Here is a 26,692-nt window from a genome sequence, read left to right as displayed (position 1 = left end):
GGAACACCCTTCAGGCGCCGATCTCCTCGGCGGCCCCGGGGACGCCCCCGTACACGTGCAGGTCCCGAACCAGACTGCCGCAGCTGTCCAGTTGCTGCGACGGCTGAAGGCGCCGGAAGTCGAAGCGGTACAGGGCGATTCTGACACCGACGAAGGGGATCTGCGGATTCCGGCGGACCGGATGCATGATCTCGCCGCCTCGCGGCCACCGGCATCCGTTGGCCCAGCCGAGAACGGACTTCGCCAGGGCGTCCCGCACACCGCGGTCGGAACCCCTGAGGAACACGTTCCCGATCAGGTTCGCCGTGCGGAAGTACTCGATCGGGACGACAGCGCCGGGAAGCGCGAACTGCTCGTCCCCCGCCGCGTCGACGAGGACCACGGCGTAGTAGTCCAGCTCCATGGGGAAGAGATCGGCGAACAGGTCGTGGCAGGAGATCGGCCAGTGCGAGCCCCTCAGCAGCGTGTGTGCCAGCATCACCGCCGCCAACGCGACCAGGATCCACACCTGACGGCCTGGGCCCGCGCCGTCGTGCCACCGGGCTCCAAGCAGCAGCCCCGGGTAGAGGATCCAGAGGAACCAGAACGATATGCCGAGGGTCAGCCATGTGGCGAAATGGAAGACCAGGGCGATGGCCAGGAAGCAGATGAAGACCGTCCTGGAGACCAAAGCCACCGGGGCCAGCAGCTCGAAGACGCCGGTGGCGACGGCCGCGCAGGTGCGCCTTCCCGGTGTCGCGAGCAGCTGCCTTCCGCGGCGGGTCCCGTGGATGCCGACGGCCACGCGCAGCGACTGCCCCGTCAGGAACCAGTCGCTTCCCCCTGCCAGCACTTTGGAGATTCCGGCCTGGAAGTAGACGAGCACCACGTAGAGCCTCATGACGAGGAAGGAGAGGCTCGCGACGCTCGCCGCGTGCCAGCCCGGGACGCCGAAGAGGCTGTCGACGCTGTGGCCGCGGCCGCCGCCGGAGAAGTAGACCAGGAAGGAGAAGATGTTCAGATGGGTGTTGGTGATCCAGTAGTCCGTCGAGAAGCGCGTGGCGTAGAAGTTCAGCACCGCGAATGAACAGCAGAACAGCGCGCCGGTGAGCGGGAGCAGGAATCCGATCCCGTACAGGATCGATGACACCAGGACCAGCAGTTTCAGCCGGCGGAACCCGGCGGCACCGAGAGCGCGCTTCGGAAGGAGCGGATGGCTTCGGTAGAGGAAGCCCGCGTCGGTGTAGAACGAGCTGAAGACGCGGCACACCAGAAGCAGGGAGACGACCGCGCAGCACAGAGCCGCGCGCAGCACGGCGAGAGCCGGTTCGACGTCCGCGTGTCCGCCGCCTGTGGGCACGCCCGACTGGGCGACCACGGCGAGGCAGGAAAGGCAGAGAATTCCCGCCGTGACGTATCGAGCCCGATTCTCCCTGACGGACCGCGCCGCCCCCACGGGCAGGAACGCCCGTTTCACGGCACTCCGCCCCGTCGCCGACAAAGGCCGTTGCGACACGTCCACTCCCCCATTCGATTCCGAATTCCCCCCGGTGCGGAACACCGGCGGGCCGTGGCAATGCGCGACAGCCGGAGCGACCGTAGCAGGCTCGACCGGCGGCCGGAAGAGCGGTTGACCTCGTACGGCGAGGTCGATCGCGAGCTGCTTCCCGCCCTGTCCGGCGATTCGTGGCACGACTGGCATCGGCGCCTGGTCAGCCCCGGCGGCCGCTCCTGAGGGACTCCTGGCATCGGGGCACGTGGCGCTTCCTACCCACGCGGTGCGAAAAACACAACCGTTTCTTTGAACGCGAGACCGTGGTTATGATCGGAGCCGAATCGGGCAATGCCTCGCTGCCCCTTTCCATGGGCGGGTTGTGTTCGAGCTCTTGCGCCGCAGGAGGAGACGTGTCTCTGTTCCATACGAAAATCCCCGTTCCGCACTTTCAGCTCGACCACGTGAATGCTCGCGCACGGCGTATTCCGAATGCCGAATGCACCGGTGCTGGACACCGGGTTCTCGGCGGTACGGGAACCCGCGCGGGGTCCCGACGGGTCGCCGATGCGTCCTGACGGCCTGCACCTGCCGCGGGCCGTCGGGGGGAACGCCGTCATAGGCGTCTGGACGCCGTCGTCCCCGGCACCCGCCCGGTTTCCGCGACGGTTCTCCAGAGCCGTGGCCGCTCTGGAGGAGGACGGCTTCACGGTCCGGTGCGCCGCCCGGACGCGGTGCGATGACGGTGTCGGCGCCGGTACCCCGGAAGAACTCGCGGCGGACCTGCACGGGTTGCTGCTCGATCCGGACGTCGATCTGGTGATGTGCGCGGTGGGCGGCTACACCACCGTTCGCGTGCTGCCGCATCTGGACTTCGACCTCATACGGGACTGCGGCAAGCCCGTCGTGGGCTACAGCGACGTCACGTCCCTGCTGTGGGCCGCCCTGCGGTGCGCGCGGACCGTCACCTTCCACGGTCCGATGGTCGTCTCCGAATGGGGGGAGGTCGGCGGAGCCTGGCCCTACACCGCGGCCCGGTTCCGCGAGGCGGTGTCCCCCTGGCAGGGCCCCGTCCGTCTGACGGCGCCGAGCCGGTGGACCGACGAGTTCCTCCTCTGGGAGGTGGACGACGTCCGCCCGCGCCGTACCCGACCCGCCGCCTGGCGCACACTCGCGCCCGGGACCGCGGAGGGGTGGCTGCTGCCCGGCTGCGCGCCTACCGCCTCGCGGCTGTTCGGCACGCCGTGGATGCCGGACACCCAGGGCGCGATCCTCTGCCTGGAGACCCTCGGCACGGGCCCCGAGGAGTTCCTCGGGCTGCTGTCCCAGTGGCGCTGGTCCGGGCAGTTGGACGGCATCCGCGGACTGGTCGTCGGACGGCACTGCCGTCCGACGACCAGTCCGCCGGGCGACTCGTCGGCGTTCGACCGGGTGGTCAGGGAGGCGCTGGGCCGCGACGACATCCCGGTGATGGTCGACGTCGATTTCGGGCACACCGAACCCCGGCTCACCCTCCCGGTCGGCGTCGCGTGCCGGCTGGACGCGACAGAGCAGTCGTTGGTGATCACCGAACCACCCGTCACATCAGGGGGAGCACCTTGACGAACGTCCGGATCGAGACCGCCGACGGCGAGATCCGCGTCCGCTACGACCAGCAGATCTGCCGGCGCTGTGTCCTGCCCGCCTCGTTCCCCGACATCTCGTTCGACGCGTCCGGTGTGTGCCGGTACTGCGGGGACGAGAGCGAGCGGATCGACGTCGCCCGCGAGGCCCTCACCGACGCGGTGGGCGCCGCCCTGGAGGGAGCCGCTCCGGACCGCGCCTACGACTGCCTGGTGCTCTACAGCGGCGGCAAGGACAGTTCGCTCGCCCTGATGGTGGCCCAGCGCGAGCTCGGCCTTCGGCCGCTGGCCTTCACCCTCGACAACGGCTACCTGTCCGCCGAGGCCGACGAGAACATCCGGCGGGTACTGGACGCCCTGGCCGTCGATCATGTCCGGTTCCGGCCGCCGAAGGGCCTGATGCGGCCCCTCTACCAGGTCAGTCTGGCGACGGACTTCGGGGCCGACACCATCAAGTACTCCACGGGGGGATGCGGTTCGTGCATCTCGATGGTGCTGGCGGCCGGCCTGCGCTTCGCGACCGCCCACACCATCCCCCTGCTGGTCGGGGGGTGGACACCGGGGCAGCTGACCACGAGCCCGCTGGTCCCGGTCTCCTTTCTGCGGGATGTGATCGACCGCCATTTCGACCCGCTGTCGGCCCGGTCGGGTCCGCTGGCCGAGCAGTTGCGGACCTGGCGCGCCACCGCGGCACCGGGCGGACCGGCCGGGCTGCTGAACCCGCTCTACGCCACCGGGTACAGCGAGGAGGACACCGTCCGGCAGCTCGCGCGGCTGGGGTGGTCGCGGCCGAGCGACACCGATTCCTGCTCGACGAACTGCCGGCTGAACGGGGTCCTGATCCTCGACCACGTCAACCGGTACGGCTTCCACCCCTACGTGTACGAGTTGGCACACCACGTCCGCCTGGGCTCCCTCACCCGGGCGGAGGCGCTGGACAAGGTGCAGCGCATCGGCGTGCGGCCCGGCAGCGCCGTTCGGGAGGCTGTCGACCTGGGGATCCCGAGCTTCCTGGCGACGACTGGAGAAGGAACCGCGCATGCCTGAGTCCACGGTCATCAGCGACGCCCTGGAGGGGCTGCGGGTCGGCGACGTGCCGGACCTGGACTTCTCCACGCTGGTCGGGCTGGTCAACGAACCGAACATGCCCTCCGGCGGCGGCAGGACGATCCGCCGCGTCATCGACATGGCCCGCCTGCGGCCGGGTGTTCGCGTGCTGGAGGTCGGCAGCAACACCGGCTACACCAGCATCGAGTTCGCCAGCTGGATCGACGGCGAGGTCGTCGGTGTGGACGTCAACCCCGTCTCGACCGCCTTCGCCACCGAGAAGGCCGCCCGCCACGGGTTGGACAACGTGCGCTTCGACGTTGCCGACGGCACCGACCTCCCCTACCGGGACGGCACGTTCGACCTCGTCTACTGCAGCAACGTGACGTCCTTCATGACCGACCACCGCGGCGCCCGGGACGAGTACTACCGCGTCCTCGCGCCGCGGGGAGTACTCGCCGCCGTGCCCATCTACTACGCCTCGCCGCCCCCCGACGATCTCCGCCGGAGGGTCGGCGCGGCGATAGGCGTCGACCTGCCCGTCACCGACCAGGACTACTGGCGGGACCTCTTCTCCGACGACGGGTCCACACTGATCGACCAGGAGACCTACGCGTACGTACGGCAGAGCCCCGAGAGCATCGCGGCCTACGTGCGGTCCGTCCTCGACCAGCCGCACCTGGCACGCCTCGACGCGCGGGTCCTCGACGCCGTCGGCCGGCGGTTGGCCTACTTCTACGAGCTGTTCGACGAGAACCTCGGCTACGCGCGGTACGACATCCTGATGTACCGCCGCGGGCATCCCAATCCGGAGCGGGTGCTCCACCAGAGCCGAGCCGTCCGGTAGCGCCGCCGGTGAACGCCCTGGCGACCCTTCTGGAGACCGGAGTCCGCCCCAACCGGCTACCGGACACGGCATGGCTCGAAGCCTTTCTCGCGCGACCGGACCGGCCCGGTGAGCCGATCCTCCTCGGGCTTGGTGAGGTGTGGGGCCGGACCCCGGCGGCGCTGGTGGACGCGCTCGGCGCGGCCCCCGACGCCGCACACGGATACCAACTCTCGATGTACGGCCTGCCGCGGCTGCGCTCGGTGCTCCGCGGGTACATTCGCGACACCCACCGGATCGGCACCTTCGAGGGCGCCTTCGAGGTGGCCGTGAGCTGGACCGGAACCCGGCTGGCCATGCGCGACTACGCCGAACTGCTGCGGGACTCCGGCTACCGCGACCGGCCCCTCGCCGTCGTCGCTGGCCCCTCGTGGGACTACGCCGGGGTGCTGGAGCCCCTCGGTTTCCGGATGGCCTACCTCGACGTGTCGCGGGACGGCCGCTGGGAGCCCACCGCCGCCTCCGTCGACGCCTTCGCCTCGGGCCTGTCCGAGTCGCCCGGCCTGGTGGTGCTCAACGCCCAGCACAACCCGACCGGGCGCAGCTGGTCGCGGGAGGCCGTCCGAGCCCTCGTGGCACTGGCCGCGGAACACCGGGCGGCGATCCTGGTGGACGACGCCTACTACGGTTTCGACGATCCCGGCGAGGAGCCGGTGTCGTCCGTCCGCGAGATCCTCGCCCGGCCTGATGCCCAGGACCTGACGTGGCTCGCCGTCCGGTCGCTCGGCAAGCAGTTCAACTGCAACGGGTGGGCCCTGGGCGCGCTGACCGGCCCGCCGCCACTGCTGGACACCCTGGTCAACCGCTACCGGGCGCGCCACAGCTTCAACACCGGCGGTGTGCTGCAGGACGCGATGGCCCGGTGGCTGGAGGACCGACCCGCGGTCGAGGAGTACCTGCGTACCGAACGCGCGGCGTACCGGGTGCGGCGCCGGACCGTCATCGACCGCCTGGCGGGCGCGGGCGTCCCGTCCGACGCGGTCATCAGCGGGCCGGCCGGGCCCTACGTCCTCCTCCCGGTCCCGGACGCCTTCCGGAGCGGGAGCCGGGCGGACTATCTGGAGCGGTGCGCGGTGCGCGCGGGCGTCCTGATGTCCGACGCCTGGCCGGCCGACCGGCCCCTCCGCCCCGGGGCGCGCGGCGGCCACCACGTGCGGATGTTCATCGGGCGCGAGCCCGCCACGCTCGCCGAGGCATGCGACCGCCTGCGCTCCGCGGGCCTCCTGGCAGGAGGGGACAGCGATGGCCGAGGCTGACACGGGGCAGCGCAAGCTCGCGTGCCACCTGCTGGAGATCACCCCGATGCCGGGTGTGAGGTACAGCCTGAACCTCGGGTACCTGCACGCGGCGGCCGCCGCCGACCAGGAGTGCGAGGCGGCGTACGAGTTCCACAAGCATGTGCTCTTCCAGGCGCCCGACATCGTGGACCGCATCGACGGATGGCTCGCCGGCCTCGGCCGCGTGGACGTCCTCGCGGTCTCGGTGTACTTCTGGAACCGGCACCCCTCGATGCGCTTCGCCGAAGCGGTCAAGCGCAAGTGGCCGCAGTGCACGGTCGTCCTGGGGGGCAACGACGTCACCCATCAGCAGGAGGCCGTGTTCGCGGAGTCAGCGGCCGTCGACTACCTGGTGCACGGTGAGGGCGAGTTCACCTTCCGCGACCTGCTGAAGGAGTTGGCCCGGTCGTCCGCGGGCAGAGGTGCGGCCGGTATACCCGGCATCAGCTTCCGCCGGGCCGGGAAGATCTGCACGGTCCCGGTGGGCGAACGGATCTCCGACCTCTCCTCGATACCGTCACCGCTGCTCAGCGGGGTGTACAGCCCGGAGGAGATCCGCGACTCCCGGGTGATCATCCTGGAGACGAACCGCGGCTGCCCCTACTCGTGCGCCTTCTGCTACTGGGGCGGCGCCACCCGGTCCAAGGTCCGCCCCTTCCCTCTCCAGCGGATCAAGGACGAGATCTCCTTCGTGGTCCGGCACGCGAGCCCCGAGGCGACGCTGTTCATCGCCGACGCCAACTTCGGGATCATCGGCCAGGACGTCGAGATCGCCGAGTGGCTGGTGGCGGAGCTCCGCCGGTTCGACAAGCGGATCTTCCTCTTCACGAACTGGGCCAAGAACACCAGCAAGCGGGTGCTGGCGATCGCCGACATCCTGTACTCCGGCAACGTCATCGCCGCCGTCACCCTGTCGGCCCAGTCCTTCACGCCCGAGGTCCTCGCCATAGCGCGGCGCACCAACATCAAGCCGGCCTACTACCGCAGCCTCCAGGGCGAATTCGAGCGCCGCGGCATCCCGACCTACACCGAACTCATCTGGGGGATGCCCGGCGAGAGCGTCGAGACGTTCCTCGCCGGCCTTGAGTACGTGATCGCCAGTGGCGGCTCACCCGTCGTCTACCCGCTGCTCCTGCTCAACAACACGGAGTACACGACGTCGGCGTTCCGGGACGACCACGCGGTACGGACCCGGCGGCTGCCGTACCAGATCACGAACGCCGAGATGCAGGCGGAGTTCGTCATCGAGCACGCGGAGATGACCGAGGCGGAATGGCTGGAGCTGATGGAACTCCGGCTCACGATGGCGGTCTTCCACGCGGGCCTGCTGCGCGGCCTCATCCGCGCCGTGAGCCGGCTGACCGGCCGGCGGGTCGTCGACCTGTGCCGCGTCCTCAACGACTGGATCCGCAGGACACGTACCACCGCGGTGCTCGACGCACTCGTGCGGAACCATCGCGCGGTGTGGACCGACGCCGACGCCTACGACCGGGAGCTCGTGGCGGGGTTGATCGGAACCGACGTGATCCCGGACCACACGCACTACCAGGCGGTGATGACGCACCTGCTGTCCGGGGGAGCCGCGGAGCAGCTCGTCGGCCTGGCGGCGGCGCGGGTGTGGCAGGCCGTCAGCGCGGACGGCACGCTCGACGCCGACATCTTCGAGGGCCTCGTCGCCTTCCAGATCGCGGCCGTGCGCGCGCTGCGGGCCAGCGTCACCGGCGAGCCCGACGCCGCGCCGGTCACCGTCACGTTGACCGCCGCCGTCCACGACCTGTTGGTGGAGGTGGGCCAACTGCACGCGCGGGAGGCCGCCGGCCAGGAGGTGGACGTGCGGCTGGACGGCGCGCGGTTCGCGGGGGCTCCCGCCGACTCCTTCCTGCTCGCGATCTACCACGGCAGCGTGCAGGTGCCCAAGTCCTTCCAGGTCGTCGAACCCGGCCTCTGAGTGCGGCCGCAGACCGCCCGTACCCCTGTCGAGCCGACCCCCGGCCCCCGGACCCAAGGAGCAGGCCATGACCGAACACCTCACGCGGACGATCTCCCCTTCGGGTGCCTGGCACGCGGGAGCGGGGTACCACCGGATGATCCTCGCGAACCCCTGGTACCGGGGCGTGGCGACGCTGCAGAACGCCGTGAGCGAACTGACGTCCGATTTCTGGCGGGGCCGGCGGGCCCGGACCATGCATCTCCCGGTGACCACCGGTTCCATCTCCAGCCCCATGGGCCGGGGCAGCGACTCGACCCCGGTGTCGGTCGACCTCGGGGGGGTTCGCACCTACCTGGCCGACTCGATGCAGTTCATGCTCGAACTGGGCTGCCGGGTCAGCGGTACGGACTGCTACTACGTCATGCCGTCGTTCCGTGGCGAGCCAAGCGACCCGACGCACCTCAGCCAGTTCTTCCACAGCGAGGCCGAGATCCGAGGCGGGCTGACCTCCGTGATCGAGGTGGTCCAGGACTATCTGCGGTTCGTCACGGCCGGCCTGCTGGAGGCGGAGGCCGATCTCGTCCTGTCCCTGGGAGGGCGGCTGGACCATCTGGAGCGCCTGGCCGGGTCCCCCGTCTTCCACCAGCTCACGTTCGACGAGGCGGCCGACCTCCTGGGGCCGGGCGGGGTGGAGGACCACGGCGGCTGGCGGACGCTGCCCCGCCGCAGCGAACGCGAACTGATCTCGCGGGTGGGCGAGTTCGTCTGGATCACACACTGGGACCACCTCGCCGTCCCGTTCTACCAGGCGTTCGCGGACGGACACCGAAAGCGCGCGCTCAACGCCGATCTCCTCTTCGGCCCAGGCGAGGTGGTCGGTGCCGGTGAGCGGCACCGGACCGCCGTGTCGCTCCGGGAGGCGCTGCGGCTGCACGAGGTGCCGCAGTCCGCCTACGAGTGGTACGCCGACATGCGCGTCACCGACCCCCTGCTGACCTCCGGCTTCGGGATGGGCATAGAGCGCTACCTCATGTGGGTCCTGGACCACTCCGACATCCGCGACCTGCAGCTGCTGCCGCGCGAGATGGGGAAGGCCATCGTCCCCTGAGGTGGCTTCGGGCTCTCCCCCGGGCCAGGCCGGCGGCGTTCCCGCGCCGGCGCCCGACCCCGTGTCGCGCGCCGGCCCCGTGTCGCGCGCGGCGACCCGCGCGGCGCGTGCCCGGTCTGCCGGACGAGGGCGCCGCGCCGGCAGGGGCCGGGGAGAGCCGCTCAAGCGATCGGGCCCGGGGCCCTGTTGAGGTGCCGACGGCGCTGACAGACTGACGGCGGTCTTCCCGTACTGCTTTTCCGAGGAGTCCTTCGGCATGCCTACCTCAGCCGCCAAGTCGCCGCAGCCTCCGCTGGCGGAGGGACACGAGCAGGTCCGCGTCAGGTTCGCGCCCAACGGTGAAATGCCGTGCCCGGCGTTCATCACCCGCACGGTGCTCTATTCGTGGCTGTTCGCCCGCCATTACGGCGGCACGTTCATCCTCCGGCTGGACGACACGGATGTCGACCGCCAGACGCCGGGAACTCTGCAGAGTTACCCGGACGCGCTGCGGTGGCTCGGACTGCACTGGGACGAGGGCCCCGAGGTCGGCGGCGGTTTCGGGCCGTACCGCCAGTCGGAGCGCCTGCACCTCTATCGCGAGGCGGTCGAGACGCTTCTCGCCTCCGGGCACGCGTACCGGTGCTACTGCTCACCCGGGCGGTTGGCCGAGGTGGCAGCGGCGGCCCGCCGGCCGGGCAGCCGCCACCGTGCCTACGACGGCAGATGCCGGCAGCCGGCACGCGCGGACATCGAGGCGGCCGCCCGCGAGAACCGCGCCCCGGCCATCCGGCTGCGCGTCCCGGACAGCGGTGCGATCACCTCGATCGATCTGCTGCGCGGCCCCGTCACCGTGCCCGTCTCGCAGTTGAGCGACTTCGTGATCTGCCGGCCGGACGGCTGGCCGACCTACCACCTCACCGTCGTCGTGGACGACAGCCTGATGCGCATCAGCCACGTCATCCGCGGCATCGAGGGACTGTCCAACATGGCGCCGCAAGCGGTGATGCACCGTGCGCTGGGCCTTGAGCCACCGCTCTACCTGCATCACCCTCTGGTGCGCACTCCGGGATTCACCATCGGGGACCGCTTCCTGCCGACGGGCGACCTGCTCTACGTCGACGAGCTGCGGCGGGCCGGGACGCCCCCGCAGGCGGTGGTGAACTACTACGGGCTGCTGGGCTACGGGGACGGCGACAGCCGGGAGATCCGCACGCTCGACGAGATGGTCGAGGGGTTCGACTACACCCGCATCAGCCGCAAGGAATTCGTCAACCAGTCGCTGCCGAAGCTCGCCTGGATGACGCGAACCTACCTGCGCTCGGCCGCGCCGACGGGGTTCGTGGAGGAGATCATCACGGAGCGGCTGACCGGCGCCGGCGTGTCCCGGCAGGCCGCCGAGCGGCTGGCGTGCCGCGCGGCGCCCGTCCTGCGCACCCGGCTGAGCGACGCCGACGAGATCCTGGATCTCCTCGACTTCGCCGTCCGCGACCCGCGGGGGCGGAGCCAGGAGCCCGAAGCCGCCCTCTGGGCGAAGGCGGCGGTGGCGGCGCTCGCCGACGGAGAGGACCTGGTGGCCACGGCCAAGGAGCTGGCCGGCGGCGATCGGGACGCCTACGGCCGGATCACCCGCGCGCTGCTGGCCATGCTCGGCGCCTCCGGCACCAGGCTGCCGTTGCGGGACTGCGTGGCGGTCCTCGGCCGGGACGAGGCACTCAGGCGGTGGCGCCGGCACGCGGCCTGACCGACGCCACCGGCCTCGTCAGGAAGGGAGCCGCGCCGGACGGCCGGTGCGCCGGCCCGGGCGGGCCGGTCCCAGCCCGCCCCAGCCGGGCCCCGGCCCGACCGGACAGTGCGCAAGTTCGCCTCGCCGCCCGTCCGCCCGGTCGCGGCGTGAGGCCGGACTCCCCGTTCCTCTCTTATACGGGCCCTTCGGTGGGCCGCCGTTCAGAGGATCGTGGCCAGGTGGTCGCGGAACTCGCGGAGCGTCGGGTGCTCGAAGAGCGCCGAGAGCGGTATGCGGCAGTCCAGCTCCCGGCTCAGCTGCAGGATCAGCTGGGAGGCGACGACCGATGTCCCGCCGAGCTCGAAGAACGTGTAGTCCTCCGTCTCCTCGCCCTGTTGGAGGATCGCGCACCACCGCTCCGTGACGACGCGCCTCGCCTCGGCGCTCAGCCCGCCCTCGGTGCCGTTCAACGGATCGTGCTCCTCGACGCGTTCCGCGGAATCGCTCACCACTGCCCCCCTCGTGCGACGCTCTCCGGTGCTGTGGCCGGGTGGGTCTGCCCGGAGAGGCACTGGACGGACGGGTTGAAGGCGATGTCCTCGGAGATCTTCCGAGCCGCGTTGATGCCGCTGCACGCGGCACCCGTCCACATGAAGTACGGCGACCCGGGGCTGTTCCCGGCGCTGTAGACCAGCGGGTGGGAGGTCTGGCCGAACAGGGTGGCGCGCGGGTAGCCGTGGTGGTTCAGTTCGAGGCCGAGCGCCCTGGGGATGCGCTGGTTCGGCCTGATGACGAAGTCGAGGACCACCGTTCCGGCCCGGATCTCCCGGCCGCCGGCCGTCGCCAGGAGCAGCTCCCCCGAGGGCAGTCGGACGGCGGTGTCGATCGTGTCGGCGAACACGCTGGACCCGGTCTTCACCAGCGTGTCCGCGAATTCGCTCTCCAGGGCCGCCGGATCGGAGACCAGCGTGGTCAGCGTCCTGGCGTACTGCCGGCACAGGAGAGCGTGCTTGAGCGCCTCCTCCCCCACCCCGACCGACACGAAGTCGGCGCCGTCGTTGTCGTAGGTGTGGCAGTACGGGCAGTCGAAGACCGACCTGCCCCACTCGCCCTCGGGAATCCAGGACGGCAGTTCGTTGACCGTTCCCGCGGCCAGGAGGAGCCGCCGGCCGCCGAACGAGCCGCTGCCCGCGGTCTCGACGACGGGGCCGCGCTCGGAGACGGAGGCCGAGACGACCTCGTCCCACACGAACTCCACACCGTAGGAGGCCGCGTCGGCCTCCATCTTCGCGAACACCTCGGCCGGTGGGGTGCCGTGGGCGAAGGGCACGTTGTTGACCTTCGCCGCGGTGGAGTTCCGTCTGACGGTGAGCGAGACCACGAGGACGCTCCGCTTGGACCGTCCCAGCAGGACGGCGGCGGAGAGCCCGGCCGCCCCGGCGCCGACAATGATCACGTCGTACAGTCGCTGATGAGACATCTCTTCTCCCTGTGAGCCTCTGGCGCCTCGTGTGCGGACGCCGCTACGACCGCACCCAGACGTACTGGGTGAGGCAGCGCACCGCCCCGTCCACGGCGACGAGGACCCTGACGGCGTACTGGTCGGGCTTGGTCCGCGCCCTGTCGCTGACGCCGGTGAACTCGGTGACCGCCGACCCGCCCGGGCCGAGCTCGAACGACCTGGAGCCGGCCATGTCGCAGTGCAGGCGCCGCCCGTTGGGAATCGAGGCGCCGACCGCGACTGCCAGGGGTCGGTCCGCCGGTGCCCGCACGGTCACGCCGACGGTGAACTCCTCGCCCCGCACCTGCCCCGTGGGTGCGCGCACGGTGACATCGCAGCCGAACCGCGCGGCTCCCGAGGCGATCTCCCCGCAGCGCGCGCAAACGGCGTAGCACAGCGCCGACCCGGTCCCCCCGGCGGGCCACACGTCGTTCCGGGTGACGGTCCGTCCGCCGCACTGCGGGCATTCGGCCGGCTCGTCGTGCGTGCGCACCGACCAGGGCGGGGCCCAGTTGTCGGTGAACGTGTAGAAGTTCTCCCGGATCCAGTCGACCTCGTCGGCGATCAGCCGCGCCTGGAAGGCCCGCAGCCCGTCGAGTTCCGCCTGGAACTCCCGGGTGGCCTCCTCGGCTGCCGGCGCGTCCTCGGCCCTCGCCCGCTTCAGGACGGCCGCGGCGGCCCTGCGCTCGATCCCGTCCAGCTCCGCCGGGTCCGCCTTCAGCAGCCCGGCGAGGTCCCGCAGCCGCCGGATCCACGGGACCGCGCGGGTGCGCCAGGTGCCGTCGAGCGGAACGGGTACGGCGACGACCTCGCCGGCGCCGCGCCCGGCGGCGGAGGTGAGCGCCCACCAGGTGCCCTGCTGGGCGCGGCGCATGACGAGAGGGCCGTCCCCGCGCTCGGCGAGGAGCGAGGGGCCGGCGAGCAGGACGGCGTCCGAGCGGTCGGGGACGTGTACCCGGCCGCGAACCTCCACCGGCGTGCGGGAGGCGTCGCGGGCCGGCGCCGGAACCAGCCCGGCGTCGCCGAAGAGCACCAGCTTGCCGAAGGCGTCAGGCTCGGCTCCGATGGCACCGTTCACCTCGGACAGCACGTCGCCGAGGGCGAGGCCGCCGCGGATGAGGGCTTGGAAGAGCTGCCCGGCCCGCGAGGCGCCCTTGCGCGTCCCGGCCGCCGCGGCGACGGCGATCGCGGAGCCCTCCAGCATGGTGAGGGGCACCGAGACGTCCGCGCGGACGGGGCCCTGTCCGGCGAGCGCGAGTTGGCAGCCGTCCAGCATCACGAACGCCGCGCGCACCTCGGACGCCCGCAGATGGTCCGGCACGTCGAGATCGCCCCGCCAGCACCCGGCGTTCTGCTGGCACGCCGTCAGGTGCTCCGGCCGGCCGCTGTGCGCCGGCGCGGGTGCCAGGGGGAGCAGCGGCCGGTTGGCCGACAGTCCGCAGATGCCGGCGCCGTTGAGGTGGAGGACGCACTCGCGGGCGTGGCTTCTCCCGCTCAGCACCGCCACCCCGTCACCGAGCGCGTCGCGGAGCCCTTCCACGGTGGCGTTGGCCCCGGTGAGCCGCCCGGGGGCAGTGGGCTCCATGGAGACCACGTCGAAGGAGAGGTCGCCCCGGTGCGCGGCGGCGGCCGGACCGTGCAGGACGGTCCGTACGGCCAGCTCGCTCGCCGTCACCAGGTCGCGGGTGACGAAGAGGCCCAGCCGCGCGTCGGGCGGTACCGCGGTGAAGTCCTCGTGGGAGACGGTGTCGGCGCCGGCGACGAGCGTCACCGGGTGGTCGCGGCTCGCCCGCAGCGCCTCGCCGAAGTCCCCGTGCAGCAGCGGCCGGCCGCTCGCCCGGGCGAGGACCTGGCCGGCCGGGGCGTACGCCGGGTCGCAGACGAAGACGGCACCGCGCCACCGCCGCGGCGTGCTGTCGGAGGTGACGGGCAGGGCGCCCAGCGTCGCGCGCAGCCGCTGCCAGTCCCGCGGCAGGACCGGCAGCGGCCCGTCGCAGCCGGTCCGCCGAGCCGCCTCCGCGTAGTCGGCCTCGTTCTCCACCGCGGCGACGGTCCGTCCTGCCACGGTGAACCGCCCAGGTGCGGCGGGCTCCGCCCCCGCGGCCGCCGGGTCCTGGGCAGGTGCCGGGAACGGCTCAGCGGGACGGCTCACCGGCCCTCCCCGTCCGCCGACCGGACGTCCGCGGTGTGCGCCGGACGGGTGCCGGTCGCGGGTGTCGGGAGCCGACCCGCCGTCGACGCCAGTGCCGCCGCGTCGGCGAGGAGCTGTTCCTCCGCCGCGCGGAGGTGGGCCCGCCGTCCCTCGCACCACGCGACGGCCTGGTCCGCGCGCCGGAGCAGCGCCGCGGCGTGCTCCCGCACGCGTTCGGGCGCGCTGCCGCCGACTGCCGTACGGGTGGAGACGATGTGCTTCGGGTCGAGTGCCTCCAGCACCGCCTTCTCGTCGATGGCGAGCGGTCGCCCCAGCACGGCCTCGGCGGCCCGGTCGAGATCGTTCCGTGCCAGGCTGCTCCGCCCCGCGTCGAGGGCCTCCGCGACAGCCCGTCCCACCACCCGGTAGGCCGAGCGGTAGTCCACCCGGCACCGCAGGACCAGCTCCTCGGCGAGATCCGCCGCTCCCGTGAAGTGCTCGGCCGCGACCGCGGCGAGCGCCGGGGCGTCGACCTGGAGCGTGCGGACGATCTCCGCGGCGAGCGCGACGATCCCGCAGCCGGAGTCGACAGCGGCGGCGACCTCCCGGTAGGTGTGGAGCCAGTTGTCCGTCCGGGCCGACGGCGTCCGGGCGGTGACCAGCAGCCCGGTCGCCTTCCCGATCAGGGTGCCGGCCCCGGCGCGGACGACGGCCAGGGCGTAGGGGTTGCGCTTCTGCGGCATGAGCACGGACGCGCGGCACAGCGAGGGGTCCAGGGTCACGTAGCCGAAGCCGGGGCTGGTGAAGATCTCCAGGTCTTCGGCGAGCCGGTCGGCGGTGAGGGCCGCCTGCACGGCGGCCAGGGCGGCGTCGGTGACGCTGTCGGTGGCCCACATGATGTCGCGGGTGTGGGCTCCCGCCGCGGCGAACCCCAGGCGCTCGGCCATACCGGCCCGGTCCAGCGGGAGCCGGGAGCCGCCGACGCCGCCCACCCCGGTCGGTGCCTGGTCTGCCAGCGCGTACGCCTGCTCCAGCCGGTCGAGGTGGCGTGCCGCCTCCTCGCCGAAGCCGCCGAGGTAGTGCCCGAACGTGGAGGGCTGGGCCGGCTGGAGGTACGTGTTGTCCGCCCAGACCGTCTCCGCGAACGCCGCGGCCTGGCTGCCCAGCGCCGTGACGAAGTCGGTCACCGCCTGGTGCAGCGCCAGGATTCGGTGGCGCAGCGCCATGCGGAAGGCGATACGCCCCGCCTCCCGGCGGGTGCGGCCGGTGTGCAGCCAGCCGGCCGCGGGGCCCAGGCGCCGTTCCAGCTCCCGTTCCCGGCTGTTGTAGGCGTCCCCGTAAACCGGGTCGTAGGGGAAGTCGCCCGGCCGGACACGGGTGATGCGGAGGATCTCCGCGGCCAGTTCGGCCGCGGGCGCCTCGGGCACCGCGTCCGCCTCCCGCAGGGCCAGCAGGTGGGCGAGGTCGGCCAGGCCCAGGCCGTGGTGGAGCAGGGGCGCGTCGGCGGTCTCCACCGCGTAGCCCGCCGCCACCATCTGCGGCGCCGGCCCGCTGGTGATCCTGGCCTCGTTGCCGAGGTATCCGGGGGGCACGGACGGGTTCATCGCTGCCTCCGGCTCGGGTCGAGCAGGGTGGGTGCCCCTCCGGACACGAGGAAGACGGCCGGGCCGGTCAGCCGGCCGCGCCGTGCGGCGTCGACGAGCGCGGCCATGGCCTTGGCTCCGAAGACGGGGTCGAGGAAGATCCCCTCGGTCTCCGCGACCAGCCGCGCCGCCTCCTCGCCCTCGGGCGAGGACCGGCCGTAGCCGGGGCCGGTGTAGCCGTCGACGATCTCCAGGTCGTCCCCGGATTCCGGTGTCGGCAGGGACAGCAGGCCGGCACTCTGGTGGGCCAGCGCGGCCACCCGTTCGGCGCATTCGGCGGCCGGTCTGCTCACCGTCACGCCGACCACCCGGAAGGGGGACCCGAGCGAGCGGACCGCGGCCAGCAGCCCCGCGTGGGTACCGCACGAGCCGGTGGCGAGCCAGAGCGATTCCGGTTCCAGCTCCGCGTCCATCGCCTGCGTCACCAGTTCCAGGCCGGCTCGGACGTAGCCGACCGATCCCAGCGCGGTGGCTCCGCCCCGCGGCAGGACGTAGGGGCGCCTACCTTGTCCGCGCAGTTCCCGCGCCACGGACTCCAGCGTTCCGTCGACGGACGCCCGGTCGGCGGACCCGGTGAACCGGATGTCGGTACCGACCAGTTCGGCCAGCGCGTGGTTGCCGGCCGGCTCCTCGGACGACCCGTAGTAGACCAGGTAGGGGTCCAGGCCGCAGGTGCGGGCCACCAGAGCGGCCAGCATGGCCCAGTTGGACTGCGGGCCGGCCCCGGTGACCAGGCAGTCGCACCCGCGGTGGAGGGCGTCGGCCGCCAGGTACTCCAGGGCCCGGATCTTGTTGCCGCCCAGGCCGGTGCCGGTGAGGTCGTCCCGCTTGAGCCACACCTCCGTGCCGATCGCCTTGGAAAGCCGCGGGGCGGGCTGGAGCGGTGTGGGGCCCGGCAGCAGCCGGAGCCGGGGCAGCGAGGTCAGTGAGGTCACCGGGGACCACCGTTCGCGTCGTGGGGGGTCAGCGCGGACAGGACGCGGTCGACGAACACCGCTGACGCCCTGACGGCGGACGCGGGGTCGAGGCTGCGGTCGATGTCCGCCTCCGAGAGGTGGGCCGTCACGCCCGGATCGGCCAGCAGGGCGGCGCGGAAGGAGGTGCCGTCCCGGCGTCCGGCCGCGGCCGCCGCGTACATGACCTCGTGTGCGGTGTGCTTGCCGAGGCGGGCGGCGAGGGCGCGCATCACGGACTCGGACATCAGGTACCCGCCGGTGGCGTCCACGTTGGCCCGCATCCGCCGGTCGTCGACCTCCAGGCCGTCGAGCAGGCGACGGGCCAGGGAGAGGGCCGCGCCCGACAGCAGGCACGCCTCGGGCATCACGAGCCATTCGGTCTTCCAGGCCCGGCCGTCCCTCTCGTGCTCGTGGACCATGCCCTCGGTGGCCAGCATCGCGTTGGACCGTACGACCTTGGCGAGGGTGACCAGGTGCTCGGACAGCTCCGGGTTGCGCTTGTGCGGCATGGTGATGCTGCCGACCTGGCCGGGCTCCCAGGGCTCGCGCAACTCCCCGATCTCCGAGCGCTGCAGCGTGTAGACCTCCTGGCCGATCTTCGCCAGGGTGGAGGTCGCCATCGCCAGTACCGACACGAACTCGGCCACCTGGTCCCGCGCGGTCAGCCAGGCGATGTCCGGTACGCCCAGGCCCAGCCGTTCGGCGAATCCGGCGAGCAGCGCCTCCCGCTCGTCCCCCCAGAACTCCATGGTGCCCACGGCGCCGCCGAGTTGGACCAGCCGGCTGCGGCGGGCCGCCTCGGCCAGCCGCTCGCGGTGCCGGGACAGCTCCGAGGCCCACACGGCCGCCTTGAAGCCGAAGGTGATCACCAGGCCGGGCTGGCCGTGCGTGCGCGCGCACATCATGGTGTCCCGGTGGCGCCGTGCCAGCGCCGCCGCACGGTCGACGAGGTGCTTCAGGTCCCGGTCCACAACGGCGGCGACCTTCTGCGTCACCAGCGCCTGCCAGGTGTCGGAGAGGTCCTGCACGGTGGCGCCGTAGTAGACCCACTCCCGGGCGTCCTCGGGCAGGACGGCGCGCAGGCAGCGCACCAGCCCGAGGGTGGAGTGCCCGGTTGTCCTGGTCTCCTCGACCAGCCGCGTGAGGTCCAGCTCGCGCACGTCGGCGTGCTCGGCGATCGCGCGTGCGGCTTCGGGGGGAACGAGTCCCGTCTCGGCCTGCGCGAGCGCGAGCGCCGCCAGGATGTCCAGCCACGACTGGATGCGGCCCTCGTCGTCGAAGAGAGCGTGCAGCTCCTCCGTGCCCCACAGGTGTCCGTACAGTGCCGAATCGGACGGATGTGCTCCCATCCCTCATCTCCCCCTCGGGCTGGTCGTGGTGGCGTCGTCGCGCCAGCCGGCGAGCCAGCGCAGGGCGTCGCGGACCTCGTCCAGGTTGGCACCCCAGGGAACGACCGCGGTGCCCTCCTCGTACTCGACGCCGCGCTCCAGCAGGCAGCACTTGGTCAGTCGCAGCTCGCCGGCGGAGGTGGGGAGCCGGCGGGGGCAGATGTCCACCCGGGGCGGCTCGTCCCCGTAGAAGTGGCGGTGGAACTGGGCGGAGCGCTCGCAGCCGATCAGCAGCCACTCCCGCCGCTCGGCCGGCCGGGTGTCGAGGAACGCGACCGGGGCGGGCAGGTCCACTCCGCTGCCCCGGCAGGGCAGCAGGTAGACGTCCGACGGGTGGTCCGCGGCCTCCCGGACGATGTCCACCGCGTCCAACCGCAGGTCGATCGGCGGGAGGTCCTCGTCGAAGGCGGCGGCCTGCTGCGCCATGGCGAAGAGCTTCGGCGGGTCGGGCGGCACGACCTCGCTCACCCGCACGGTCAGGGGGGTGGGCTTCCAGATGAAGTTCACGTGCTCGAACCTGCCGCGCACCACGTAGGCCAGGACGCCGTCCCGGGCGTGCGCCAGCGCCGTCCGCGCCAGGTCGGTCGCGTTGCCGACGTCGGTGTCCGGCGCGTCGATCCACAGCGTCTGCCCCGGCCCGGCCATGACGACGCACTCGGCCACCGGGACGAACAGCTCCTCGTCCGACTCCTTGCGGACCTGCGCCACGGCGAGGTCGGGCCCGTTGCGGAGCACGAGGTAGTCGGTCCGCCGGTAGACCTCCCGGCCCACGAGGTGCTCCGTGATCGCCGACGGCGTCAGTGGGACGTCGGTCTCCTGCACGGACAGGCCCCGGTAGGGGCGGCTCATGGTGTTGGGCGCGGGGGTCGCGAGGGTGCGCCCGCCGGCGGCCGGCCCGCTCATGACCGGCCCGGTCAGGACCGGTTCACTCACGGCCGGCTCCGGCGTCCGGCACGGGCACGGTGTCGGCACGCAGTCCCAGCCGGGTGGTCTCCAGCGCGAGCACCTCGTCGAGCGGAACGTTGCCGATGTTGACCTGGGCGCCCATCCGGTTGACCAGCCAGACCTGCTGGGCCTTCTTCGGGGCCTCGAAGAGGACGCGCTCCCGCGGCAGCCGGGCCACGATCGCCTCGACCAGGTCGGCCCGCACGCAGCCGTCCGGGCCGTAGAGGCCGACGGTGCCGTTCTCCCGTCCCTCCGTGATCGCCAGGGTCGCGCCGGCGTCGAGATCCGACTCCAGCTCCCGCAGCCACTCCTCGGCGACGACCGGTGCCGTCTGGGACTTGGCGCCGGTCTCCGCGAGAACGGTGAAGTCCTGCGACAGGGAGCGGATGAGACCGGACTTCTGGTCCGGGGTGAGGAACTGCAGGCCGTTGGAGACCTCGACGGCGTCCACGCCGATGCTCTGCGCCCAGCCGCACAGCTCGGCCACCTTGCCCTGCGCGGCGCACACTTCGAGGAGCGTGCCGCCCAGGCACACGTCGACGCCGGCGGCGGAGCACAGGGCGACGCGCTCCTTGGCGGTGGGGTCGATGTAGGCCGTCCCCCAGCCGATCTTCAGGTAGTCGATGAGGTGCGCCTGCGACACCAGGTACGCCTCAAGAGCGGGGAGGGGCGTTCCCTTGTCCAGCACATGCGTGATGCCCGTCCGGCGCGGCTTCTCCTCCCGGGCCGGCAGCGTGAGAAAGTTCGGCAGGCCGTGCGAGTCGACGGTGCCCGTCGGCCAGGCCCGCCGGTGTTCAAGACCTTTCAACACTTTTCCCTCGCAAATTCGCAGAGTGTGCGTTGGATTCAGCCTCACCGCATCGCCTTCGCGTCCCGCACGGGTCCCGTGAGAAGTCGGCGGAGTACGTTCCGGTCGACCTTCCCGTTGGGTCCCACGGGAAGGGATCTCGCGATGTGGGTTCTGGTCGGGACCATGTACGCGGGGAGCAGGGCGGCGAGTTCGCGCGTCAGGTTCCTGCCGTCCATGGGCTCCCGCGTCCGGACGGCGACGGCGAGGACCGGGTCGCGGGGGTCGCCGACGACCACCGCCGCCGCCTCTTCGACGCCCGCCACCTGCCGGGCCGCGTGCTCGACCTCGCCCAGCTCGATGCGGTAGCCGCGGACCTTGACCTGCGAGTCGAGCCGGCCGAGGAACTCGACCCAGCCGTCGGGCGTCCATCGCGCGCGGTCGCCGGTGCGGTACATCCGGCCGCCGGCCCCGGGCGCCCAGGGATCCGGCAGGAAGCGCGCCCGCGTCGTTTCCGGATCGTTGGCGTAGCCGGCCGCGACGCACTCCCCCGCTATGTAGAGTTCCCCCGCCTCACCGAGGTCGCAGGGGGACATGTCGTCGCGGAGGACGTAGTACCGGCAGTTCTGCATGGGGTGGCCGTAGGGAATGCTCCGCCATGCCGGGTCGACACCGGTCACGACGAAGTCGTTGGACCAGACGCACGCCTCCGTGGCACCGCCCAGGGCGACGAGGACGGCCCCCGGGAAGGTGCTCTCCAGCGCCGACGGCAGGTCGAGCGGGATCCAGTCCCCGCTGAGGAAGACGCGGCGCAGGGCTCCGCCGCGGTGCCGGGTCTCCGCGGCGAACATGAGCACGAGCGTGAAGGCGGCCGGCGCGGAGTTCCACAGCGTCACACGGTGCTCCGTGAGCGCGTCGGCGACGGCCCGCGGTTCGGCCAGCTCCCTACCGGGCAGCAGCAGGAGGCTTCCGCCGGCCGCGATGAGGCCGAAGAGGTCGTACACGGAGAGGTCGAAGCCGAAGGCCGCGGTCTGCAGGAGGACGTCGTCCGGGCCGACACCGTTGCGGCGGTTGAACCAGTCGACGAGGTTCACGACGCTCCGGTGGGTCACCTCCACCCCCTTCGGCACGCCGGTGGAGCCCGAGGTGAAGAGGGTGTACGCCAGGTCGGTCGCCTCCGGGCGGGCGGAGGCCGCCACCGCGCCCGCCAACCGCCGGGGACGGTCGGGGGCGCCGCCCGCCAACCGCACCACGCGCCACGGGTCCTGCCCATCCGCCGCCGCGGACCCTCCGGCCGCCGCGCCGCCCTCCGGGTCCAGCAGCACCAGGGTCCCTGTCCCGGTCCGCCGGCCGACCTCCAGGGCCGCCTGTTCGAAGTCCGCCGACGCCACAAGGACGGGTACGGACATGGACTCGACGATGCCGGCCATCCGCTGCGCGGGCCATCGGTCGTCCAGCGGTACGTAGTGGGCTCCCGCCCGGATCACGGCGTGGAAGGCGACGACGGCGGCCGGGACATGGTCGGCGAGGACGGCCACCGGCGTCCCGCGCCCGACACCCAGCGCGGCCAGCCGCCGCGCCAGGCCCGTACTGCGCGCGCCGAGTTCCCCGTGGGTCAGGCGTACGCCCTCCGGGGTGCGGACCGCCGGGAGGTCCCGGTACGTGGTCTCGGCCGCGTCCAGCAGGTCGACGAGCGTCGCGTCGCGCGGGAACCGCCGATGCGTGCTGTTCCCCCGTTCGGCAGCCGCGGGGTGCCGAAGCGGGGACGACGGTCCGCGCAAGGTCATGCCTCCTCCGGTGAGGTGCCGGACGGGACCGGGGCGGGGGCGGGAGCCCCGGCGGGCCGGTAGCCGTCCGCCTGGAGCCGGTAGAGCTCCGCGTATGTGCCGTTGAGGGCCATGAGGTCGTCGTGGGAGCCCTGCTCGGTCACCCGTCCGTCGGCAAGGACGACGATGCGGTCGGCCATCCGCACGGTGGAGAACCGGTGCGAGATCACGACGGTGACCGTGCCCCACTCCGCGCCCATCCGCGCGGCCGTCTCCATCTGCCGCCGGTACAGGTCGTACTCGCTGCGCGCGTCGAGTGACGCGGTCGGCTCGTCCAGCACGAACAGCAGCGGGCGGGTCCGCATGAAGGCACGGCTGAGCGCGACACGCTGCCACTGGCCGCCCGACAGCTCCGCACCGTCGAACTGCCCGCCGAGCCGGGTCTCCAGCCCCGACGGCAGCCCGTCGACCACCGACCTGGCATCGCCCTGGACAACGGCCCGTTCGATCCGCTCCCGGTCGTCGAGCGCCGCGAGATCGCCGACGCCCACCGCCTCCCGGGCCACGAACGCGAAGCGGGCGTAGTCCTGGAAGTTGGCGGTCGTACGGGACCACCAGTCCCGCCTCGCCAGACTCGGCAACGCGGTTCCGTCGACCGTGATGGAGCCGCTGGTCGGGGTGTACAGCCCGCTCAGCAGTCTGATCAGCGTCGTCTTGCCCGCACCGTGCTCGCCGACGACCGCCACCGTGGTTCCGGCGGCGAGGTCCAGGTCGATGTCGCGCAGAACGGGCGTGCCGGTCCCCGGGTAGTCGAAGCGGACACCGCGCAGCGTGATGCCGTCGGCCAGGCGGTCCGGGACCGCCCCGGTCGGCCCCACCGGCTCCGCGGCGGCGCTCACCCCTTCCAGCCACAGGAAGGCGTCGAGGTAGTGCGTGCCGTCGGCGTTGCGCCGCAGGGTCGCCATGGCGCTCTCCGCCTGCGCCCGCAGGCTCACCGTGATGGTGATGACGAGAAGCACGTCGCCGGGCGCCGTGCGGTCGGCGGCGACGGAGTCGACGGTGACGAGCAGCGCGCCGCAGTACGCGGCCATGAAGACCACCCAGCCTGCCGCGACGAGGGACGCCGCCGCGTACCGGGCCCGCTCCTGACGCCGGATCAGTCGCGCCCACGTGTCGTCGGCCTTGCCCCGCAGGGCGGCACCCGCGCCGGCCACCCGGATCTCCATGCCGGAGCCGGGCTCGGTGAGCAGGGTGTGCAGGTGCTCGGCCAGCCGGACGTCGCTGCCGGAGGCCAGCACGCTCCGCCCGACGCGCCGCTGTCCCCGCCGCTGGAACCACAGGACGGGGACGAGTGCCCCGGCCAGCGCCACCATCGCCGGCGCGACGACGGCGAGCAGGGTCAGTACCACCGCCAGGCGCAGCGCGATGGCGATGGTGTCGAGGGCTCTGAGCGCGTACTGGGCGAGCAGGTCGCCGCCGCCGCGGAGCAGGGCGACGCGGTCGGCGTAGCCGGGGTCGTCCAGCTGCCGCAGGTCCTCAAGCCGGCCGACCATGCGCAGGATGCGCTCGTCCAGCCGCACTCCGACGGCTTCGGCGAGCAGCATGAGCATGTTCGTCCGGGCCGACGACCCGATCGCCGTCACCCCCCAGCACACCGCGGCCACCGCCGAGGCGGCCACCGCTCCGCGGGGGGCGTCGTGCAGGGACGCCTGGATCACGGCCCGCAGGGCGAGGCCGAAGCCCCCGGTGGCCAGCACGTCGCCGGCCAGGAGTACGGCGTAGGCCGCCACGACGCGCCGCTGCTCGCGCCAGGCCACCTGGTAGAGCCACCGGATCACCGAGAAGCGGCTCATGACGCGGCCGTCCCGGCGGACCGCGCGGGCTCGCCGAACCGGTCGGCCTGCGCGGCGAACATGGCCGCGTACTGCCCGCCCAGGGCGAGCAGTTCCTCGTGCCGGCCCTCCTCGGCGACCCGGCCGCCGTCGAGCAGGACGATCCGGTCGGCGCGCCGGACCGTCGACAGCCGGTGCGAGATGAGGACGACGCCCGCGTCGCCGGCGCTCTCGGCGATGCGGGTGAACGTGTCGAGTTCGGCCTTGACGTCCAGGTGCGCGGTCGGCTCGTCGAGGACGAGCAGCCGGGCACCCTGGGCGACGGCGTACAGGGCGCGGGCCAGGGCCACTCGCTGCCACTGGCCGCCGGAGAGGTCGATCCCCCCGGTGCGGCCGCGGGTCAGCGGGGTGTCCCAGCCGTCCGGCGCCCTTCGTACCCATTCGTCCAAGCCGGACCGCCCGGCGACCTCGTCGAGGAGCGCGGGATCGGCATCCCCCCAGGGGGCACCCAGCACGACGTTGTCCCGGAAGGAGAGGTCGTACCGCACGAAGTCCTGCAGGACGACCGCGATCCGCCGGCGCCACCGGTCGACGGGCTCGGCGTCGAGCGGACGCCCGTCGACCGTGATCCGGCCCCGCGTCGGCTGGTGCATGCCCGTCAGCAGCTTGGTGAGTGTGGTCTTCCCGGCGCCGTTGACGCCCACGACGGCGAGCAGTTCGCCGGGGGCGATCTCCAGGTCCACTCCGCTGAGCACGGGGCCCCGGGCACCGGGGTACCGGAAGGCGACGTCCTCGAAGCGGACGAGGGGGGCCGGCAGGGGTGCCGCCGCCGGGAGCGCCGAGGGGGCCGAAGGGGCCGCCGGGGGCTCGCCGGCCACCTCGCGCAGCTCCTCCAGTGCGAGCAGCGTCGGATGGCCGGCGAACGCCACGTCGAAGGACTCCACCTCCATGCCGTTGCCCGCGACCACCACCCAGAGCGCCCCGAGGTAGACGGCGAGGGCGCCGGTGGTGATCCGGCCCGAGGCGGCGGCGTGGGCCAGGGCGCCGAGCCCGCCCGCCACCGCGGCGACCAGCACCAGGGACGTCCACCGCATCCGCGCCAGCAGCCGCAGGCGGACCGCGGCCAGTTCCCTGGTGCGTGCGGTCATGCGCTGCCGGAACCGTTCGACCACCCAGTCGGTCATCCCGAAGATCCGCAGTTCCTTGGCCGCCCAGGGCATGACCCCGACCTCGGCCCAGTAGGCCGCGCGACGGGTCGTGGGCGCGAGGGCGCGGACCACGGCGTGCTGCGCCAGCCACTCGCGCCGGCTGACGAAGCGGGTGAACAGGGTCACCGCGAGGAGACCGCCGGCCAGTGCCGGGGAGAACCGGCAGAGCACGGCGGTGGCCAGGCAGGCGCCGACGATCCTGGTGACGATGACCGTCTGGCCGACCGCCGCGGTGCCGAAGCTGTACGAGGCCCAGCCCGGCAGCCCCTTCAGCAGCGCGGAGGCGAGCCGGTCCTGGACCAGGGGGTCCTCCAGGTGCCCGATTCCCGCCGGCCGCCCCATCAGCTCGGCGACGACTCCCCGGTGCCAGGCGTCCACCCGCTGCGAGGCGCTGAAGGCAAGGGCGGGGGCGAACGCCTCCAGTACCTGCGAGGCCAGCATCAGGGCGCACGACAGGAGGACGGCGAGGACCAGGGCGTGGTGGTCGCTCGGGGCTGAGACCAACCGGGACACCAGCCACCCGGTGGACAGTCCCGTCAACGTGGGCAGGACGGTGCGCATGAGGCTGACCGCCCAGACACCGGTGAGCAGGACCGGCCCGGCGACACGGACGGCACCGACAAGCTGCCACTGCCGGCGTGCGGCCGCCCACCACGTGGTGGAGCGCTCCGGGCGGCCCCGGTCCGTCCCGCCTCTCTCCCGCGTGCCCGGCTCAGCCCCGGCGCGCACCGCTAGTCCTCCCCGGCTATGAGCGGGCGGAGGTCGCGAACAACGTCCTGGCGAAGAAGCAGGGGAATGCCGTCCACCGCGTACAGGAACTCCGACACGCGTGCTCCGGAGCCGAAGACAGCGCGCTTTTCCGCCATGCGCGAGACGGTGTGGACCCGCGCCGCGTCATCACATGCCGACCGTAGCCCGACGCCGGCCCGTCGTACATAATCGACCCTGCTCGCATATCCGTTCCGCAACGTCCCGCAGGATATCGCACGGGCCTCTTCGTCGAAGGAGTCGTCGACGGCGGAATCGATCCACCGGTCGATCGGATCTCCTACCGGACAGCCGTCGGCGTATTCGTCGTCACGGAACTCCCCGCCGGGATCGGCGGCGCTCCGGCGCAGCGCGGACCGCACCCGGGGCGGGCCGACCCGTACCGGATCGACCGCCATGACCTCCACGGCCTGGGCATCCGCCCGGATCGGCTCCTCGGCGACGGGAACCGGCAGAGAAGCCGCACTGCGGGCGGCGCCGGGCCGCACACGGGCGGGCCCGGGGCCCGCGGTCCCGGCGGCGCGCGCCGGAACACGCTCGGGCGCGCCGATCGCCTCGACATGGCCGGCGAGCGGATCGCGGGTGAGGACACCAGGGAGCACATCGGCGGGGAACGCAGTCGAGAATTTCCGCTCCGGCCCGACTCCGGAGAATTCGAGAAGCCCGGCCATCTGCCCACCGAGCGGCCGAACCTCCCCGTCGGACATCGAATTCTCCATTC

Annotated in this window: 20 protein-coding genes; 7 read left to right on the top strand and 13 right to left on the bottom strand. The window is 72.6% G+C overall.

The annotated features are described in order from the left end of the window. Window positions 1–10: 10 nt before the first annotated feature. Complete coding sequence (locus BS72_RS07350; protein ID WP_037908087.1) at window positions 11–1,357, bottom strand: HTTM domain-containing protein; 1,347 nt, start codon at window positions 1,355–1,357, stop codon at window positions 11–13. Between the two features lie 582 nt (window positions 1,358–1,939). On the opposite strand from BS72_RS07350, the gene BS72_RS07345 reads away from it, so the two are divergent. From BS72_RS07345 to BS72_RS07315, 7 genes are all read left to right on the top strand, one after another. Next, a complete protein-coding gene (locus BS72_RS07345; RefSeq protein WP_078901123.1) occupies window positions 1,940–3,073 on the top strand; it encodes a S66 peptidase family protein in 1,134 nt (377 codons plus the stop codon). Next, window positions 3,070–4,140 carry an adenine nucleotide alpha hydrolase family protein gene (locus BS72_RS07340; protein ID WP_037908086.1) on the top strand — a complete coding sequence of 357 codons (1,071 nt, stop codon included), beginning with the start codon at window positions 3,070–3,072 and terminating at the stop codon, window positions 4,138–4,140. The genes BS72_RS07345 and BS72_RS07340 overlap by 4 nt, the downstream gene beginning before the upstream one ends. Further along, window positions 4,133–4,987 (top strand): class I SAM-dependent methyltransferase, encoded by an 855-nt coding sequence (locus BS72_RS32055; protein WP_051950789.1) that lies wholly within the window; start codon window positions 4,133–4,135, stop codon window positions 4,985–4,987. Before BS72_RS07340 ends, BS72_RS32055 begins: the two co-directional genes overlap by 8 nt. Window positions 4,988–4,995: 8 nt before the next feature. Further along, a complete protein-coding gene (locus BS72_RS07330) occupies window positions 4,996–6,282 on the top strand; it encodes a pyridoxal phosphate-dependent aminotransferase (protein ID WP_037908084.1) in 1,287 nt (428 codons plus the stop codon). Next, window positions 6,269–8,251, top strand: a complete 1,983-nt coding sequence (locus tag BS72_RS32050; RefSeq protein WP_051950788.1) for a B12-binding domain-containing radical SAM protein — start codon at window positions 6,269–6,271, stop codon at window positions 8,249–8,251. Before BS72_RS07330 ends, BS72_RS32050 begins: the two co-directional genes overlap by 14 nt. Window positions 8,252–8,318: 67 nt before the next feature. Continuing rightward, on the top strand, window positions 8,319–9,341 hold the full coding sequence (locus tag BS72_RS07320) for an amino acid--tRNA ligase-related protein (protein ID WP_078901122.1): 1,023 nt from the start codon (window positions 8,319–8,321) through the stop codon (window positions 9,339–9,341). Window positions 9,342–9,597: 256 nt separating this feature from the next. Next, window positions 9,598–11,064: a glutamate--tRNA ligase gene (locus tag BS72_RS07315; RefSeq protein WP_051950787.1), complete on the top strand. Its 1,467-nt coding sequence runs from the start codon at window positions 9,598–9,600 to the stop codon at window positions 11,062–11,064. A gap of 203 nt (window positions 11,065–11,267) precedes the next feature. On the opposite strand, the gene BS72_RS07310 is transcribed toward BS72_RS07315, so the two are convergent. From BS72_RS07310 to BS72_RS07255, 12 genes are read right to left on the bottom strand one after another with little or no spacing between them, the layout of a single operon-like run. Further along, window positions 11,268–11,555 (bottom strand): acyl carrier protein, encoded by a 288-nt coding sequence (locus tag BS72_RS07310; protein WP_157856168.1) that lies wholly within the window; start codon window positions 11,553–11,555, stop codon window positions 11,268–11,270. After that, window positions 11,552–12,526 (bottom strand): FAD-dependent oxidoreductase, encoded by a 975-nt coding sequence (locus BS72_RS32045; RefSeq protein ID WP_078901120.1) that lies wholly within the window; start codon window positions 12,524–12,526, stop codon window positions 11,552–11,554. The genes BS72_RS07310 and BS72_RS32045 overlap by 4 nt, the downstream gene beginning before the upstream one ends. A gap of 43 nt (window positions 12,527–12,569) precedes the next feature. Continuing rightward, window positions 12,570–14,699: a hypothetical protein gene (locus tag BS72_RS07300; protein WP_157856167.1), complete on the bottom strand. Its 2,130-nt coding sequence runs from the start codon at window positions 14,697–14,699 to the stop codon at window positions 12,570–12,572. Continuing rightward, on the bottom strand, window positions 14,696–16,282 hold the full coding sequence (locus tag BS72_RS07295; protein ID WP_078901119.1) for a lyase family protein: 1,587 nt from the start codon (window positions 16,280–16,282) through the stop codon (window positions 14,696–14,698). Before BS72_RS07295 ends, BS72_RS07300 begins: the two co-directional genes overlap by 4 nt. Continuing rightward, window positions 16,279–17,256 carry a D-cysteine desulfhydrase family protein gene (locus tag BS72_RS07290; protein ID WP_198545807.1) on the bottom strand — a complete coding sequence of 326 codons (978 nt, stop codon included), beginning with the start codon at window positions 17,254–17,256 and terminating at the stop codon, window positions 16,279–16,281. Before BS72_RS07290 ends, BS72_RS07295 begins: the two co-directional genes overlap by 4 nt. Next, on the bottom strand, window positions 17,253–18,626 hold the full coding sequence (gene xcbD, locus BS72_RS07285) for a 3-sulfopropionylcysteine synthase XcbD (RefSeq protein ID WP_037908076.1): 1,374 nt from the start codon (window positions 18,624–18,626) through the stop codon (window positions 17,253–17,255). Before xcbD ends, BS72_RS07290 begins: the two co-directional genes overlap by 4 nt. A gap of 3 nt (window positions 18,627–18,629) precedes the next feature. Next, window positions 18,630–19,598, bottom strand: a complete 969-nt coding sequence (locus BS72_RS07280; RefSeq protein WP_198545805.1) for a DUF7714 family protein — start codon at window positions 19,596–19,598, stop codon at window positions 18,630–18,632. Then, window positions 19,591–20,418, bottom strand: coding sequence for a phosphosulfolactate synthase (locus tag BS72_RS07275; protein ID WP_198545803.1), 828 nt, complete (start codon window positions 20,416–20,418; stop codon window positions 19,591–19,593). The genes BS72_RS07280 and BS72_RS07275 overlap by 8 nt, the downstream gene beginning before the upstream one ends. A 44-nt stretch (window positions 20,419–20,462) precedes the next feature. Next, window positions 20,463–22,184, bottom strand: a complete 1,722-nt coding sequence (locus tag BS72_RS07270) for an amino acid adenylation domain-containing protein (RefSeq protein WP_051950785.1) — start codon at window positions 22,182–22,184, stop codon at window positions 20,463–20,465. After that, window positions 22,181–24,016 carry an ABC transporter ATP-binding protein gene (locus BS72_RS07265; protein WP_051950784.1) on the bottom strand — a complete coding sequence of 612 codons (1,836 nt, stop codon included), beginning with the start codon at window positions 24,014–24,016 and terminating at the stop codon, window positions 22,181–22,183. Before BS72_RS07265 ends, BS72_RS07270 begins: the two co-directional genes overlap by 4 nt. Continuing rightward, window positions 24,013–25,932 carry an ABC transporter ATP-binding protein gene (locus tag BS72_RS07260; protein ID WP_051950783.1) on the bottom strand — a complete coding sequence of 640 codons (1,920 nt, stop codon included), beginning with the start codon at window positions 25,930–25,932 and terminating at the stop codon, window positions 24,013–24,015. Before BS72_RS07260 ends, BS72_RS07265 begins: the two co-directional genes overlap by 4 nt. Window positions 25,933–25,934: 2 nt before the next feature. Further along, a complete protein-coding gene (locus BS72_RS07255) occupies window positions 25,935–26,678 on the bottom strand; it encodes a hypothetical protein (protein WP_037908073.1) in 744 nt (247 codons plus the stop codon). Window positions 26,679–26,692: the final 14 nt, after the last annotated feature.

Origin of the sequence: Actinacidiphila yeochonensis CN732 (assembly GCF_000745345.1) — a bacterium.
Lineage (GTDB): Bacteria > Actinomycetota > Actinomycetes > Streptomycetales > Streptomycetaceae > Actinacidiphila > Actinacidiphila yeochonensis.
This window is presented reverse-complemented; position numbering and strand designations above follow the sequence as displayed.